Below are 15,248 nucleotides of genomic sequence, written 5' to 3'. Positions count from 1 at the left end.
CGGTGGGAAGTCTATTTTATCCGCGAACTTATGGCGCACCTTAGAAGAAGAGGAACCGCAGCGAATGTAAAAGTGCCTTTCGCATTGAACGCTATGATAAAAAAGCGCTCTAACCTGCGTCAGATAAAGCGAAACATGGAGTATGCGATAGCCTATACTATATACGTTTACGCACGACCTAACTGATTCGCGTTTAACGGTTAAGAAAGAGAGGGTAGTAATGAGGGACAGTTGGCAAAAACTGATGAAAAATGGCTCCGTAGCGGTAGGTCTGGTGGCCGCGATGGCGCTGCAGAGCGCATGGGCGGACTCGCTGAGCGCCCAGCGGGAGCGATATCAGCAGGTTAAAAGCGCCTGGGACGGACAACAGATGGATGAAGTCGCTCGGCTGCTGCCTACGCTCAGAGAATATCCGCTCTATCCCTATTTAGAGTATCGCCAGCTGACGCAGGATCTGTCGGCGCTTGAGATTAAACAGGCCAATGGCTTTATTACGCGCTATCCGACGCTGCCTCTTTCTCGTAATCTGAAAACCAACTTTATTAACGAGCTTGCGCGTCGGCAGGACTGGCAGGGCATCGTGCAGTTTGCCACGGAGGCGCCGACCTCCACCGCGGCTCGCTGTAACTTTTACTATGCGAAGTGGGCCACCGGCGCTAAGCAAGAGGCGTATAAAGAGGCTGGCGCTATCTGGCTAAGTGGAAAATCGCTGCCTTCTTCCTGCGAGGGGCTATTTGACGCCTGGCGCAGTGCGGGCCTGCAAACGCCGGAAAGCGTTCTGGAGCGCATTCGGCTGGCCAGCAGAGAAAATAATACGTCTCTGGTAAGCGCATTGACGAAAAAACTCCCCGCCAGCTATAAATCGATAGCGGAAGGGCTCAACAAACTGCAAAAAGATCCCATGACGGTGGACGCGTTTGCCCGCAATTTTGGCCCGACTGATTTCACCCGGGAGGAAACGCGCCTGGCGTTTGCCAGAGCGGCGCGGAAAGACGTCGACAAGGCGCAGGCGATGATCCCGCAAATCGCCCAGCGGCAAAAGATGAGCAAACAGGCGTTAGAGGAGATCGTCGCCGGTCGGCTGATGAATACCTCCGCCAGCGCTCAGCAGGCGGTTTGGCGCGATGGCGTCATTTCTCGCAGTCAGGACATGGATCTCATTGAGCGGCGCATTCGCCTTGCGCTTAGTGAAGGCGATAAAAAGGGCGTCTCGCTGTGGGTTAATCGCCTGTCGGCGGATACCGCGGCGAAGGATGAATGGCGCTATTGGCGTGCTGATGCGCTTATAGAGCGCGGTAAGCGCAGCGAAGGTGAAGCTATTTTGCGAGATCTGATGACCCAGCGCGGCTTTTATCCCATGGTGGCTGCGCAGCGTCTTGGCGTTCCCTACGTTGTGAAGCTGGAAACGGCGGTGAAGCCGACGAAGGCGCTAACGCAGCGGCCAGAGGTTAACCGGGTGAGGGAGCTGATGTACTGGGGGATGGATAACCTTGCCCGCAGCGAGTGGAGCAATCTGATCTCAAGCCTGCCGAAGCCCGATCAGGAGGCGCTGGCCCGATATGCCTACGATCAGGGCTGGGCTGACCTGAGCGTTCAGGCCACCATCGTCGCCAAGCTGTGGGATCACTTACAGGAGCGCTTCCCGCTGGCCTATCCGACGCTGTTTAAGGCTTCAACCAACGATAAAGATATATCCGTTTCTTTCGCTATGGCGATTGCCCGTCAGGAAAGCGCGTGGAATCCTCAGGCGCAGTCTCCGGTAGGCGCTCGAGGGTTGATGCAGCTGATGCCCGCGACCGCGAAGCATACGGCGAAGCAGAACGATATAAGCACCTACAGTAACGTGAGTCAGCTGTTCGATCCGCAAACCAACATTCAGTTGGGCACCACCTACTTGGAGCATACCTACCAGACGTTCGGCCAGAACCGCATACTGGCGGCCGCGGCCTATAACGCGGGGCCAAATCGGGTTAGCGCCTGGCTTAACAACAGCGCTGGCCGCCTTAACGCTGTGGCTTTTGTAGAGAGCATTCCGTTTAATGAAACGCGGGGCTACGTTAAAAACGTGCTGGCCTACGATCTGTTTTATCGCAGCTTTATGAGCCAGCCGGGCATAGTGATGACCGACGCAGAGTGGAGCAGGGCGTACTGACGATGAAGGAAGAGTAAAAATCTGTCTTTCAGTCTCATTTATGCTATCGTACTAGCAATGTGGTTCACTAGCAGAGGTTCATAATATGTCACAGGCACAGCGCCAGCAGGAATGGCAAGGGTTCGTCGACCTGTTGGAAAAGTCGTTTGCCAAGGGTAACCAGCAGGATTTGCTGACGTTGCTGTTAACGCCGGATGAACGCGAAGCGCTGGGCACGCGCGTCAGGATTATAGAAGAGCTGATGCGTGGCGAAATGAGCCAACGGGAGCTGAAAAGCGAGCTGGGTGCGGGGATCGCAACGATTACTCGAGGTTCGAACAGCCTTAAAATCGCCGCGCCGGAGTTTCGCGCCTGGTTGGAAGAGACGCTGCTTCCCGGCCGTTAGATAAAAGCGAAGAGACAGGCCGTCCGCTGTGCGGACGGCTTTTTCACATTACTCAAGCGATACCTGATAGATATCATTGTGGAAGGGAACGAAGGCCAGCAGCAGCGCCTGGTGATAAACGCTGGTGCGAGACAGCTTTCCGCCGGTGAACAGGCCGATGGCTCCGCCCTGTTGGCCAATGTTTTCGATACCGCTTAGCCGCGACATTTCATCGCCCAGCTCTTTACCTTCCTGCAGGCTTTTTAGCACTATCGGCGGCAGCTTCAGGCTGGCTGAACGGGCCTCGCCTCGGCAAAGCTTATTTTCGATGACAATCCAGGCAAATGTCATATCATCATCAATGCCGGCTTCGATGCCGATCCAAAAGTCGGCTTCGGGGCGAACCTGACGGGCGGACATCACGCGGTGGCGCGCTCCGGTGCGCGTCTCTTTGTCGCCGATAGGCTGATTTGGTACGCCGCTGTCGACCTCGACGCTTTCAAGCCTATAGCTGTCGGGGCCGAACAGTTCGGTAAAGGCCAGGCCTATCGCATTAATTTTTGCTGGATTGGTGGTAGCTGCAATAACGTGGTACATACTCATTACTTTTGAAGCGGTAAGAAGACAATTTTCACAGTATAACGGATAAGAGGCATGACACAGGTATACTTAATTCGACATGGCGAGACAGAATGGAACGTTGCTCGCAGAATTCAAGGCCAGACCGACAGCCCACTTACGTCACAGGGCGTGCGTCAGGCGCGTCAGGCGGGTAAGCGGCTGAAGCATTTAGGGATCACGCACATTATCGCAAGCGATCTCGGGCGCACGCGACAGACGGCGAACCTGATTGCCGAATTCTGTAACGTTGAGCCGGTTTTTGACGCCCGTCTTCGTGAATTAAATATGGGGATCCTCGAGCAGCGCTTTGTGGATAGCCTGACGGCCGAAGAGGAGCAGCATCGCCTGCAAATTCTGAACGGAAATCCGCTTGGCCGAATCCCGCAGGGCGAATCTCTCACCGAGCTGACTGAACGCATGAAGTCCGCACTGGATGAGTGTATCCGCCTACCTCAGGGGAGCCGCCCGCTGCTGGTCAGCCACGGTATCGCGCTAGGAAGCCTGCTTGGCTGCGTGATTGGATTGCCGCCCTATGCCGAACGGCGCCTGCGCCTGCGCAACTGCTCGCTGTCGCTGGTGGAAAGCCAAAACAGCCCGTGGCTGGCGCCGGGGTGGGTAGTCGAGTTCGCCGGCGATACCCAGCACCTCGTAGAAGATAGCCTTGATGAGATCCAGCGCTAGCGCTGGATCGGAATCATATAGGCAGCGGTAATCACTGAAGGTGGTTCTCTGTCGACGACCCGCAAGTTTTTAGGGTAGAAGATCTCAATATCGGCCCCTTTGCGGCGGGTCAGCTTCAAAAGCGGCAGGCAGGTGCCGTAAAGAGAGAGAATGAACTGCTGTAAGCCGTCCGGCGCGCCGTTGTAGCGAAACAGCGCGTATTCTCCTTCAGGAATGATAACCGGCTCACCCTCAACGTTCGGCGGCAGGTGCTGTTCTTCAAGCGCGGTCGTGTAGAACACCTCCTGCTCGTCGTCTTTTTCCTGGCTTGGTTGAGTATGGTGCAGCCCGTAAAGCACGGGAGGAATTTCTACCAGCCGATCGCCCAAATAGTGTTTCCAGAACTGAGTGCGAATTTCCGCTCTGGATTTCATCAAGTCTTCAAGCGTACAGGTATAGCTCTGCGTCATGCCGATCAGGCGCCTTTCCGGCTGAGTGACGTATTCGACCGGCACCAGGTTGTTGCCCGAAAGCTTGATTGGCGGGCAAATGCCGACGGCGCTCCAGGTATCCGAACGGCGATAGAATGCCGGCGTTTGAGAAAACTGCTTTTTGAACGCGCGAGTAAACGTCTGCTGGGAATCAAAGCGATACTGTAAGGCAACGTCCAGAATAGGGCGAGACGTCAGGCGAAGGGCTACGGCCGCTTTTGAAAGGCGGCGGGCGCGGATGTAGGCGCCGATGGCCTGACCCGTTACGTCTTTAAACATTCTCTGTAGGTGCCATTTGGAGTAACCTGACTTTGCTGCAACGTTATCCAGTGCAAGAGGTTGATCCAGATGACTTTCCAGCCAGTCCAAAAGATCGCGGATAATACTGGCTTGTTCCATAAAAAGACTTCCTCATAATATAGAGCATGTTCTACAGAGTGACAGATCGGCTTGGGGGAAGGTCGCTATTCCCGAAACTATTTAGGTAATGACACAGTTGCCGATATGGAATAGCACTTTTTACCAAGTTAGCGATGCTGACGCAATACCCGGCATGAAACAAGGTGTTGCTATACTGATGCTTAGGATTTTATTCAAATCTGGAAAATAATTTTTCCTAATAACGTCAACCATCATATCTATCGGAGAAACGTATGAGGAAAGGGATTCTGGCCGTGGGCCTGCTTGCTTTATCCTACGTTGGCTACGCCAGCGCTGAGCAAATCGGCTCAGTGGACACCGTGTTCAAATTGATAGGGCCGGATCATAAGATTGTTATAGAAGCGTTCGACGATCCTGACGTTGCAAACGTAACCTGCTATCTAAGCCGAGCGAAAACTGGCGGCATCAAGGGAGGGCTTGGGCTTGCGGAGGACACCGCCGACGGCGCGCTTTCCTGCATTCAGGTTGGTCCTATTGCGCTCAGCGATAAGATAAAAAGCCGCAAGGCTGACGGCGAGACGGTGTTTAAAAAGCGCACGTCTATCGTATTTAAGTCCATGCAGGTCGTACGCTTCTACGACGATAAGCGCAACACGCTGGTTTATCTGGTTTACTCCGACAAGCTGGTGGACGGTTCGCCGAAGAATGCGCTAAGCACGGTGCCGATCATCCCTTGGGCGCAGGGCGAGAAGTAGGCCATTCGAGATAAATAAAAAAGCCTCCGAATGCGGAGGCTCTTAGCGTTTGTTGGCAATGGCCGAATCGGCTTATTCTTCCAAATCGCCGCAGAAACGGTAGCCTTCGCCGTGGATCGTCGCGATGATTTCCGGCGTATCCGGCGTGGATTCGAAATGCTTACGGATGCGGCGAATGGTTACGTCAACCGTACGGTCGTGCGGCTTGAGCTCACGGCCGGTCATTTTCTTCAGCAGCTCTTCGCGAGACTGGATTTTGCCCGGATTCTCGCAGAAGTGCAGCATGGCACGGAATTCGCTGCGCGGCAGCTTGAACATCTCGCCTTCCGGATTAATCAGCGAACGGCTGTTGATGTCCAGCGTCCAACCGTTGAAGCGGTAATTTTCTACCTGCCGGCGCTCTTCGCTTCCGGTCGCGCCAAGGTTCATGGTGCGAGAAAGCAGGTTTCTTGCGCGGATGGTCAGTTCACGTGGGTTAAACGGTTTAGTGATATAGTCGTCAGCGCCAATTTCCAGACCAAGGATCTTATCGACTTCGTTATCTCTGCCGGTCAGGAACATAAGGGCGACCGCCGCCTGTTCGCGTAATTCCCTCGCTAACAGCAGGCCGTTTTTACCGGGTAGGTTGATATCCATGATAACCAGGTTGATGTTATGGTCGGACAAAATCCGATGCATTTCTGCACCATCATTGGCTTCAAAGACAACGTATCCTTCCGCCTCGAAAATGCTTTTTAACGTGTTACGAGTTACTAATTCGTCTTCAACGATCAGGATATGCGGGGTTTGCATGTCTGTTACCTAAGTTTGCCAACAAAATCAAATTGTAATATTACAGCGATCTGAATTAACGTCAGGGTACGATAGCGATCGTTAACCCAGACCACTGCACACAGTAAGGGACGAGTCCCTCCAATGCTATTCCCGTCATACTTCAAGCCGCCTTCATTCAACTTGAATTATTTAGGGTATATTTCAAATTTCAACAATCTCTGGTTCGGCTAAAAGTAACTACCTGACACACCCGTGATTTGTTAAAACCGATCGCCTGCAGCCGTTTTATGCGGCGTAATATAACAGGAGTCTCTCTTTTACCAATCAACAAAATTGGGGCTTGTTGATATATGTCAATAATAGTTATAGCACATTAGCCGATTTGTGAGAAAAATCTACAAATTTTGCGCATATGAATCGCTATTTTTTGACCTTTTTCTCACATTTTATTCTCATTTCAAAACGTGTGTCATTCGCTTCGGGGCCATGATTTTCCTACATAAGCCCTGTTTTTCATAGCGAAATTGGTACTTTTTGTACCGTTAGCCGTTTATTGCATTCTTGTTTATAGAATGATTTTATTTTAACATATCATTATCATTTTTGCCACATAATCGATAAGCCACATTTTCCGCAAAGTGGAATATAATTATTTAAATAACATAGTGATACTGAATCCTGTCAGCAGCCAGCTAGTAAATAATGCTAATAAAACGTATTTAACTGGTTAAATAAATTAGTAATCATTTGAAATGAAGATAATTTTATGGACAAATAATTGTATTTATCCTTAATTGTATGATTATTATCGGTAATATATTGATATTTTAGCGCGCTAGTCATTAAGATAAGTGGCTTTTTTCGTTGAAAAATGAAAAAAAAGTTGACTCTGGTAAGCATTTGCTTTAACCAATATAGGGCGCTAGTTAAAGCACACATCACAGAGATAAACGATATTATGTACAGCATCAGCTTGGCTATTATTACCACCACCACAACCGATACCACAGGTAGCGGAGCGGGCTGACGCGTAAAGAGAATCTAAAAAAGCCCGCACCGTTGAACCGAGTGCGGGCTTTTTTTTGGCTGATTTTTAATGGTTTTTCTAGGGTAAAAGCCACAGTAAAAAAATCGAATACTAAACAGGCAGGAGAGGCCGAAAATGCGAGTTCTGAAATTTGGCGGTACATCAGTAGCAAACTCCGAGCGCTTTATGCGCGTAGCGGACATCATCGAAAATAATGCGCGTCAAGGCCAGGTTGCTACGGTTCTTTCCGCTCCTGCAAAGATAACCAACCACCTGGTAGCGATGATTGAAAAAACCGTCGCCGGTCAGGACGTCATCACCAACATGCGCGACGCCGAACAGATCTTTTCAGAACTGCTGAGCGGCCTAGCGCAAAGCCAGCCTGGGTTTGAGGCTGGCGAGCTCAAGCGTTTGGTCGAGCAGGAGTTTGCTCAGCTAAAACACGTGCTGCACGGTATCTCTCTACTCGGCCAGTGTCCCGACGGCGTAAACGCCTCGATCATTAGCCGCGGTGAAAAGCTGTCTATTGCCATCATGGAGGCCGTATTTAAGGCTCGCGGCTATGAAGTCACGGTTATCAACCCGGTGACGATGCTGCTGGCGCACGGTCACTATCTGGAGTCTACCGTCGATATCGCCGAGTCCAGCCGTCGCCTGAAGGAAATGGCGATCCCCGGAAACCACGTCATCCTGATGGCCGGCTTTACTGCGGGTAACGAGAAAGGCGAGCTTGTCGTGCTTGGACGCAACGGTTCCGACTACTCCGCTGCGGTGCTGGCCGCCTGCCTGCGCGCGGACAGCTGTGAGATCTGGACCGACGTCGACGGGGTTTATACCTGTGATCCCAGATCGGTACCGAGCGCCAGGCTGCTTAAGTCGATGTCCTATCAGGAGGCGATGGAGCTATCCTATTTCGGCGCTAAAGTCCTCCACCCACGCACTATCGCTCCCATCGCCCAGTTCCAAATTCCCTGTCTGATAAAAAATACCGCTAATCCTCAGGCCCCCGGGACGCTGATTAGCCGTGAAAGCGGCGACGACCGCTATCCGGTCAAGGGCATTACTAACCTTAACAACATGGCGATGGTAAACGTGTCCGGCCCGGGAATGAAAGGCATGGTCGGCATGGCGGCGCGCGTGTTTTCCGTAATGTCTCGCGCAGGCATTTCGGTGGTGCTGATCACCCAGTCTTCGTCTGAATATAGCATCAGCTTCTGTATTCCTCAGGGCGAGCTGGCGCGTGCGCAAAGAGCGCTGGAAGACGAGTTCTATCTGGAGCTGAAAGACGGCCTGCTGGATCCGCTGGACGTCGTAGAGCGGCTGGCGATTATCTCGGTTATCGGCGACAACATGCGTACGCTTCGTGGCATGTCGGCACGCTTTTTCAGCGCATTGGCCAGGGCGAATATCAACATCGTCGCCATTGCGCAAGGGTCGTCCGAGCGATCCATTTCCGCCGTCGTCAGCAACGACTCGGCGATCACGGCGGTCAGAGCCAGCCATCAGGTACTGTTTGAAACCAACCAGGTGCTGGACGTTTTCGTCATTGGCGTCGGCGGAGTTGGCGGCGCGCTGCTGGATCAGATCCAGCGCCAGCAGCCGTGGCTGAAGCAGAAAAACATCGACCTTCGCGTTTGCGGCATCGCCAACTCTCGCGGCATGGTGACCAGCACGCTGGGCATCCCGTTGGAAAACTGGCGTGAAGCGCTGGCCTCTGCGGAAGAGCCGTTTAATCTCGGGCGACTGATCCGCCTGGTGAAGGAGTATCATCTGCTCAATCCGGTCATTGTCGACTGCACCTCAAGCGAAGAGGTGGCCTCACAGTATGCCGACTTCCTGGCCGACGGCTTCCACGTTGTGACGCCGAACAAGAAGGCCAATACCGGCTCGATGAACTATTATCATCAGCTGCGTCAGGCAGCCAGTGCGGGCAACCGCAAGTTTCTGTACGATACTAACGTCGGCGCGGGGCTGCCGGTTATTGAAAACCTGCAAAATCTGCTGAACGCAGGCGATGAACTGCTGCGTTTTTCCGGTATCCTGTCCGGCTCGCTGTCGTTTATCTTCGGTAAGCTTGACGAAGGGCTTAGCCTGTCCGACGCGACCAAGCTGGCCAAGGAGAAGGGCTACACCGAGCCGGATCCGCGTGACGACCTCTCTGGAATGGACGTCGCCCGCAAGCTTTTGATTCTGGCGCGCGAAGCTGGCTATACGCTGGAGCTGGACCAGATCGACGTAGAGTCGGTGCTGCCCGCCTCGTTTGACGCCAGCGGCGACGTCGCGACCTTTATGCAGCGCCTGCCGCAGCTGGACGCCGAGTTCGTCCAGCGCGTACAGGCCGCAGCCAAAGAGGGTAAAGTTCTGCGCTACGTCGGCATGATTGAAGACGGCCAATGCCGGGTGAAGATTGACGCGGTGGATGATAACGATCCGCTGTTTAAAGTGAAAAACGGTGAAAACGCGCTGGCGTTTTACACCCGCTACTATCAGCCTCTGCCGCTGGTGCTGCGGGGCTATGGCGCAGGCAATGACGTAACGGCGGCGGGCGTATTCGCCGACCTTCTGCGTACCCTGTCGGGAAAACTGGGAGTTTGACATGATTAAGATTTATGCGCCTGCCTCCATTGGCAACGTCAGCGTCGGTTTTGACGTACTGGGCGCGGCGGTATCGCCGGTTGACGGAACGCTTTTAGGCGACTGCGTGAGCGTTGAGGCCGCCGAAAGTTTTAGCCTTAGCAACAGGGGGCGTTTCGTCGGCAAGCTTCCCAGCGAACCTAAAGAAAACATCGTTTATCAGTGCTGGGAGCTGTTTTGCGAACGCCTCGGCCGCCAGCTGCCGGTGGCGATGGTGCTGGAGAAAAACATGCCGATCGGCTCCGGCCTCGGCTCCAGCGCCTGCTCCGTCGTAGCGGGGCTGATGGCGCTGAACGAATACTGCGACAGGCCGTTTGATGAAACGGCGCTGCTGGCGATGATGGGCGAGCTGGAGGGAAGAATTTCCGGCAGCGTTCATTATGACAACGTGGCGCCCTGCTATTTGGGCGGCATGCAGCTGATGCTGGAGGAAAACGGCATTATCAGCCAGCCGGTGCCGGGCTTTGACGAATGGTATTGGGTGATGGCCTATCCGGGCATCAAAGTGTCTACCGCCGAGGCGCGCGCCATTTTGCCGGCGCAGTATCTGCGGCAGGACTGCATTCGTCACGGACGCTATCTGGCCGGCTTTATTCATGCCTGCCACACTCAGCAGCCGCTGCTGGCCGCCAAGCTTATGCAGGACGTTATCGCCGAACCTTACCGCACCCGCCTGTTGCCCGGCTTCGCCGAGGCGCGCAAGGCCGCTCAGGACATCGGCGCACTGGCGTGCGGCATTTCCGGGTCTGGCCCGACGCTGTTTACCGTCACCGATCGCTTGGATACGGCGCAGCGCCTTAAGGCTTGGCTTGAGAAAAACTATGTGCAGAATGAAGAAGGCTTCGTTCACGTTTGTCGTCTGGATACCGCAGGCGCGCGCCGACTGGATTAAGAGCCTATCCCATTAGGCTATTTTGCTTGCCAGTTTTGGCTTGGGCAGTGCTCGAAATCCTCACGTACTACGTGTACGCTCCGGTTTCTCCGCGCTGTCCGCGCCCAAACTGACTGCGCCAATATACGCCTACTGAGATAGGCTCTAATTAACGGAAATTAGCAAACACAATGAAACTGTATAACTTAAAAGATCACAACGAACAGGTCAGCTTTGGTCAAGCGGTGCGTCAGGGGTTAGGAAAGCAGCAGGGGCTGTTTTTCCCTGCGGAGCTGCCGTCGTTTGACGCATCGGAAATCAACGAGCTGCTGGAGATGGATCTCGTTAGCCGCAGCGCCCGCATTCTTTCAGCCTACATCGGCGATGAGATCGCGGCCAAGGCCGTCGCCGAGCGCGTAGCCAAGGCGTTCCAGTTCCCCGCTCCGGTGGTGAGCGTCGAAGAGGACGTCGGCACGCTGGAGCTGTTCCATGGCCCGACGCTGGCGTTTAAAGACTTCGGCGGGCGCATCATGGCGCAGATGCTGGCGGAGGTCGCGGGCGACAAGCCGGTTACCATTCTGACCGCGACGTCGGGCGACACCGGGGCGGCGGTGGCTCACGCCTTCTACGGCCTGAAAAACGTTCGCGTGGTGATCCTGTACCCGAACGGAAAAATCAGCCCGCTGCAGGAGAAGCTGTTCTGTACGCTTGGCGATAATATCCACACCGTCGCTATCGATGGCGACTTCGACGCCTGCCAGGCGCTGGTGAAGCAGGCGTTTGACGACGAAGAGCTGAAGGCGGCGCTGGGCCTGAACTCCGCCAACTCCATCAACATCAGCCGCCTGCTGGCCCAGATTTGTTATTACTTTGAGGCCGCGGCGCAGCTTAGCCAAGATCAACGCAATCAGCTGGTGATCTCCGTTCCCAGCGGCAACTTCGGCGATCTGACGGCGGGCCTGCTGGCCAAGTCGATGGGGCTGCCGGTGAAGCGCTTTATCGCCGCGACCAATGCCAACGATACGGTGCCGCGCTATCTTTCCAGCGGTAAGTGGGAACCGCACAAGACGGTGGCGACGCTTTCTAACGCCATGGACGTCAGCCAGCCCAATAACTGGCCGCGCATCGAAGAGCTGTTCCGTCGTAAAGAGTGGCCGTTAAGCGCGTTAGCCTATGAGGCGGTCAGTGATGAAACTACGCGCGAAACGATGCGTGAACTGGCGAAGAAGGGTTATACCTCCGAGCCGCACGGCGCTATTGCCTATCGTGCGCTGCGTGACAGCCTGAAAGAGGGCGAATACGGCCTGTTCTTGGGAACGGCGCATCCGGCCAAGTTTAAGGAAGTGGTTGAAGAGGTTCTGGATACCGAGCTGCCGCTGCCGAAAGCGCTGGCGGACAGAGCCGAGCTGCCGCTGCTGTCTCATTATCTGCCCGCGGATTTCTCTCCGCTGCGTAGTTTTTTGATGGCGCTGCCGAAGTAAGACATTGTTAAGCAAAGGGCCCGCTTGTTCATGAAATCGGCGGGCTTTAGAGTGTTAGCAAATATTCTAAATTGGCTTCAGTGGATATTCCGACCATAATTACATTGTGCTGATATCACCGATGTGCCCGGTCGGAAGAGCGCTTGTATTAGCTATGGGAGTGCGTCGGGCATAGCCTTCCTAGGGGCGCTTCGTTGGCTTGCGCCAAGTCGACCCCAACGGAAGACTCTCCCTCCGTTTAGCTTTTTAAGACCTTTGTCTGCAATCTCAAAGGCCCGCTTAATGCGAGCCTTTTGCATTTGAAGGGCTTATTGGAAAACGCTTTTAGGCGTACTGCTCTGGGCGCTTAAACACCAGCTCGTTGCCTGAAGAGGCGCTTTCGTCGAACTGGTAGCCTTCAAGGTTAAAGTCCAGCAGCTGCTCCGGCGTCGTCAGGCGATTTTTGATAATAAAGCGGCTCATCAGGCCCCGCGCCTTTTTGGCGTAGAAGCTGATGATTTTGTACTTGCCGTTTTTCTCATCGAGAAACACCGGTTTAATGAGGGTCGCATTTAGCGCGTCGGTCTGCACCGCCTTAAAGTATTCATCGGAGGCCAGATTGATGAATATGCGATCGCCCTGTTCGTCGAGCGCCTGATTAAGCTTATCAGTAATGCGCTTGCCCCAGAAGGCGTAGAGGTCTTTACCGCGCTCGTTCTCAAGCTTGGTTCCCATCTCCAGCCGATAGGCCTGCATCAGGTCGAGCGGGCGCAGCACGCCGTAAAGGCCTGAGAGCATGCGCAGATGGCTTTGAGCGAAGTCGAAGTCCTGCTCGCTGAAGTCTTCAACGTGCAGCCCGGTATAGACGTCGCCTTTGAACGCCAGCAGCGCCTGGCGGGCGTTCTCTGGTGTAAATTCGGGCGTCCATTCCGCAAAGCGGGCGGCGTTAAGGCCGGAGAGCTTGTCGCTTATCCCCATCAGGCTTGCGATCTGCGCAGGGGTAAGTTTACGACAGCGTTTAATCAGTCGTTCAGACTGGTCCAGCATTTCGGGTTGCGTGTAGCGCTCCGTGACCAGAGGGCTCGTGTAGTCCAGCGTTTTGGCAGGGGAGATAGCGATAAGCATTGTCAGCTCCTGAGAATACGATTATCCGCCACTTTATCAGAAATCGATCGTTAAAAAATCGATAGATTCAATAGGATAATTGGCGAGGCCGAATTGTGAATGATTTTTTATTTTTACTATCAGTGAGTTAATTCAAAGCCTGCGGGTTAGCAGAGGCTTTGGTTTGGCAAGCCGTAAGCGACATCGTTGCGCCCGAAATAAGTCATGTTATTATCATTCGGTGATAATTAACCACGGCCCACCGACTTAATACGAGAGCGATCATGACTGATAAACTTACCTCTTTACGTAAAATCACCACGGTAGTAGCGGACACCGGCGATATCGCCGCAATGAAGCTGTACAAGCCGCAGGATGCCACCACCAACCCTTCTCTGATTCTGAATGCGGCCCAGCTGCCGGAATACCGTAAGCTGATTGACGACGCAATCGCCTGGGCGAAGGGGCAAAGCAGCGACCGTGCGCAGCAGGTTATCGACGCCTCCGACAAGCTGGCGGTGAATATCGGTCTTGAGATCCTCAAACTTATCCCGGGCCGCATTTCAACGGAAGTTGACGCGCGCCTGTCCTACGACACCGAAGCTAGCATCGCCAAGGCCAAGCGCCTGATTAAGCTTTACAACGATGCGGGCATTACTAACGATCGCATTCTTATCAAGCTGGCTTCAACCTGGCAGGGCATCCGCGCCGCCGCGCAGCTGGAAAAAGAAGGCATCAACTGTAACCTGACCCTGCTGTTCTCCTTTGCTCAGGCGCGCGCCTGTGCCGAAGCGGGTGTCTATCTGATTTCTCCGTTCGTTGGCCGCATTCTCGACTGGTACAAGGCCAACGGCGAGAAGAAAGAGTTCGCGCCGGCAGAAGATCCGGGCGTAATTTCCGTGGCCGCGATTTACGAATACTACAAGCAGCACGGCTACAGCACCGTCGTGATGGGCGCAAGCTTCCGCAATTCCGGCGAGATCCTCGAGCTGGCGGGCTGCGACCGCCTGACCATCGCACCGGCGCTACTTAAAGAGCTGTCCGAAAGCCAAGGCGAAGTTGAGCGCAAGCTGTCCTACGCGGGCGAAGTCAAGGCGCGTCCTCAGGCGATTACCGAAGCCGAGTTCTACTGGCAGCATAATCAGGATCCGATGGCGGTAGAAAAGCTGGCGGACGGCATCCGCAAGTTTGCTATCGACCAGGAAAAGCTGGAGAAGATGATTGTTGGGCTGATGTAATCAACAATCTGTGCTGGCTTTGGTCTGCCGAATACAAGAAGACGCCTGCGGGCGTCTTTTTTACGATTAGAGGCTACGCCTTCTGATTTGCCGACTGGTCATTAATAAAAGGGACAATTTATGACGCGACTACCGAGAGTGATATTGGGTGGATTCCTACTGATGGTGTCAGTTTTTGCTCATGCCTGTCCGGAACTTCAGGGGAGTTATAAAATAGAGGGGCAGACCGATCTTTATATCCAAAAGCAAAGCGATAGCAGTTACCTTGCGATGGTTGAGTCGGCAAACCGTCAGCCCAACTTTATGCCTGTCATTGTGCCGGAAAAAGAGCAGCTCAGAGAGGAGTCGTTTCCCGAATGTACCGTTATCATTAAGGGCGCGGAGCTGTTAATGCCTTCTGATAAAAATAAAACTTATAGCGTCTCGTCTGAATCGCAAAATTATCTCACCGAGAAGAAGCCTGGAACGCCGTTTGTCATCATGTATATGGCAGGTTTTCAGTCGGATGTTTTTGGGGTTGAGAAAATATCCGATGATATTCCTTCGTCGATTGTTGATATTTACCTCAAAGCGGGAGGCCATTAGGGCACCATGTCATCCGTTTGAGGGATAGCGATTCCAATGACGGTGATTGCTGTATTGCACGGCTGCCTTATTTATCCCATTTTCTCGCAGTTACATTGCTGTACCGGTCTTCTGACCGGTATTTTTTCGCC

13 protein-coding genes and 1 other annotated feature are annotated in these 15,248 nt (G+C 53.7%); of the genes, 9 read left to right on the top strand and 4 right to left on the bottom strand.

Translation table 11 applies throughout. From position 1 onward, the window contains the following. The first annotated feature begins 244 nt into the window (after positions 1–244). Both sltY and trpR read left to right on the top strand, forming a co-directional pair. Positions 245–2,152, top strand: coding sequence for a murein transglycosylase (gene sltY, locus V8L73_RS14250; RefSeq protein ID WP_347254827.1), 1,908 nt, complete (start codon positions 245–247; stop codon positions 2,150–2,152). A gap of 85 nt (positions 2,153–2,237) precedes the next feature. Next, positions 2,238–2,537 carry a trp operon repressor gene (gene trpR / locus V8L73_RS14245; protein WP_027274767.1) on the top strand — a complete coding sequence of 100 codons (300 nt, stop codon included), beginning with the start codon at positions 2,238–2,240 and terminating at the stop codon, positions 2,535–2,537. Positions 2,538–2,585: 48 nt separating this feature from the next. On the opposite strand, the gene yjjX is transcribed toward trpR, so the two are convergent. Then, entirely contained in the window at positions 2,586–3,113 is a 528-nt protein-coding gene (gene yjjX, locus V8L73_RS14240) for an inosine/xanthosine triphosphatase (RefSeq protein WP_027274766.1), read from the bottom strand. Positions 3,114–3,170: 57 nt separating this feature from the next. Between yjjX and gpmB the strand changes: the two genes are divergently transcribed. After that, positions 3,171–3,818, top strand: a complete 648-nt coding sequence (gpmB, locus tag V8L73_RS14235; protein ID WP_027274765.1) for a 2,3-diphosphoglycerate-dependent phosphoglycerate mutase GpmB — start codon at positions 3,171–3,173, stop codon at positions 3,816–3,818. Here the strand turns inward: gpmB and robA are convergent. Continuing rightward, a complete protein-coding gene (robA, locus tag V8L73_RS14230; RefSeq protein ID WP_027274764.1) occupies positions 3,815–4,687 on the bottom strand; it encodes an MDR efflux pump AcrAB transcriptional activator RobA in 873 nt (290 codons plus the stop codon). The genes gpmB and robA overlap by 4 nt on opposite strands. Positions 4,688–4,941: 254 nt before the next feature. On the opposite strand from robA, the gene creA reads away from it, so the two are divergent. Next, positions 4,942–5,424 carry a protein CreA gene (creA, locus tag V8L73_RS14225; RefSeq protein ID WP_027274763.1) on the top strand — a complete coding sequence of 161 codons (483 nt, stop codon included), beginning with the start codon at positions 4,942–4,944 and terminating at the stop codon, positions 5,422–5,424. Between the two features lie 72 nt (positions 5,425–5,496). Here creA and arcA read toward each other — a convergent pair whose 3' ends face one another. After that, the gene (gene arcA, locus V8L73_RS14220) at positions 5,497–6,216 is read right to left on the bottom strand and encodes a two-component system response regulator ArcA (protein WP_027274762.1); all 720 of its coding nucleotides are present in this window, start codon (positions 6,214–6,216) and stop codon (positions 5,497–5,499) included. 947 nt (positions 6,217–7,163) lie between these two features. Beyond that, positions 7,164–7,283, top strand: a sequence feature (Thr leader region). A gap of 77 nt (positions 7,284–7,360) precedes the next feature. Here arcA and thrA point away from each other — a divergent pair. The 3 genes from thrA (at position 7,361) to thrC (ending at position 12,211) form a co-directional block, all read left to right on the top strand. Continuing rightward, positions 7,361–9,820, top strand: a complete 2,460-nt coding sequence (gene thrA, locus V8L73_RS14215) for a bifunctional aspartate kinase/homoserine dehydrogenase I (RefSeq protein ID WP_347253297.1) — start codon at positions 7,361–7,363, stop codon at positions 9,818–9,820. Between the two features lies 1 nt (position 9,821). Then, complete coding sequence (gene thrB, locus V8L73_RS14210) at positions 9,822–10,751, top strand: homoserine kinase (RefSeq protein ID WP_261832306.1); 930 nt, start codon at positions 9,822–9,824, stop codon at positions 10,749–10,751. A gap of 170 nt (positions 10,752–10,921) precedes the next feature. Then, a complete protein-coding gene (gene thrC / locus V8L73_RS14205) occupies positions 10,922–12,211 on the top strand; it encodes a threonine synthase (protein ID WP_261832307.1) in 1,290 nt (429 codons plus the stop codon). Between the two features lie 324 nt (positions 12,212–12,535). Here the strand turns inward: thrC and yaaA are convergent, their stop codons facing one another. Beyond that, complete coding sequence (yaaA, locus tag V8L73_RS14200) at positions 12,536–13,315, bottom strand: peroxide stress protein YaaA (protein WP_347253296.1); 780 nt, start codon at positions 13,313–13,315, stop codon at positions 12,536–12,538. Positions 13,316–13,578: 263 nt separating this feature from the next. Here yaaA and tal point away from each other — a divergent pair, with 263 nt between their 5' ends. Next, positions 13,579–14,532: a transaldolase gene (tal, locus tag V8L73_RS14195; protein ID WP_027274756.1), complete on the top strand. Its 954-nt coding sequence runs from the start codon at positions 13,579–13,581 to the stop codon at positions 14,530–14,532. A 120-nt stretch (positions 14,533–14,652) separates the two neighbouring features. After that, on the top strand, positions 14,653–15,117 hold the full coding sequence (locus tag V8L73_RS14190; protein ID WP_347253295.1) for a hypothetical protein: 465 nt from the start codon (positions 14,653–14,655) through the stop codon (positions 15,115–15,117). The last annotated feature ends 131 nt before the right edge of the window (positions 15,118–15,248 follow it).

The organism is Leminorella grimontii (assembly GCF_039789245.1).
Taxonomy (GTDB): domain Bacteria; phylum Pseudomonadota; class Gammaproteobacteria; order Enterobacterales; family Enterobacteriaceae; genus Leminorella; species Leminorella grimontii.
The sequence above is the reverse complement of the archived record's forward strand: the minus strand, read 5'-3'. Positions and strand labels throughout refer to the sequence as shown.

Excerpts from the sequence above, each read along its gene's own strand:
- thrA (WP_347253297.1), top strand. The coding sequence starts at position 7,361 with ATGCGAGTTCTGAAATTTGGCGGTACATCAGTAGCAAACTCCGAGCGC.
- V8L73_RS14190 (WP_347253295.1), top strand. The coding sequence starts at position 14,653 with ATGACGCGACTACCGAGAGTGATATTGGGTGGATTCCTACTGATGGTG.
- sltY (WP_347254827.1), top strand. The coding sequence starts at position 245 with ATGAAAAATGGCTCCGTAGCGGTAGGTCTGGTGGCCGCGATGGCGCTG.
- trpR (WP_027274767.1), top strand. The coding sequence starts at position 2,238 with ATGTCACAGGCACAGCGCCAGCAGGAATGGCAAGGGTTCGTCGACCTG.
- arcA (WP_027274762.1), bottom strand. The coding sequence starts at position 6,216 with ATGCAAACCCCGCATATCCTGATCGTTGAAGACGAATTAGTAACTCGT.
- creA (WP_027274763.1), top strand. The coding sequence starts at position 4,942 with ATGAGGAAAGGGATTCTGGCCGTGGGCCTGCTTGCTTTATCCTACGTT.
- gpmB (WP_027274765.1), top strand. The coding sequence starts at position 3,171 with ATGACACAGGTATACTTAATTCGACATGGCGAGACAGAATGGAACGTT.
- tal (WP_027274756.1), top strand. The coding sequence starts at position 13,579 with ATGACTGATAAACTTACCTCTTTACGTAAAATCACCACGGTAGTAGCG.
- thrC (WP_261832307.1), top strand. The coding sequence starts at position 10,922 with ATGAAACTGTATAACTTAAAAGATCACAACGAACAGGTCAGCTTTGGT.
- robA (WP_027274764.1), bottom strand. The coding sequence starts at position 4,687 with ATGGAACAAGCCAGTATTATCCGCGATCTTTTGGACTGGCTGGAAAGT.
- yaaA (WP_347253296.1), bottom strand. The coding sequence starts at position 13,315 with ATGCTTATCGCTATCTCCCCTGCCAAAACGCTGGACTACACGAGCCCT.
- yjjX (WP_027274766.1), bottom strand. The coding sequence starts at position 3,113 with ATGTACCACGTTATTGCAGCTACCACCAATCCAGCAAAAATTAATGCG.
- thrB (WP_261832306.1), top strand. The coding sequence starts at position 9,822 with ATGATTAAGATTTATGCGCCTGCCTCCATTGGCAACGTCAGCGTCGGT.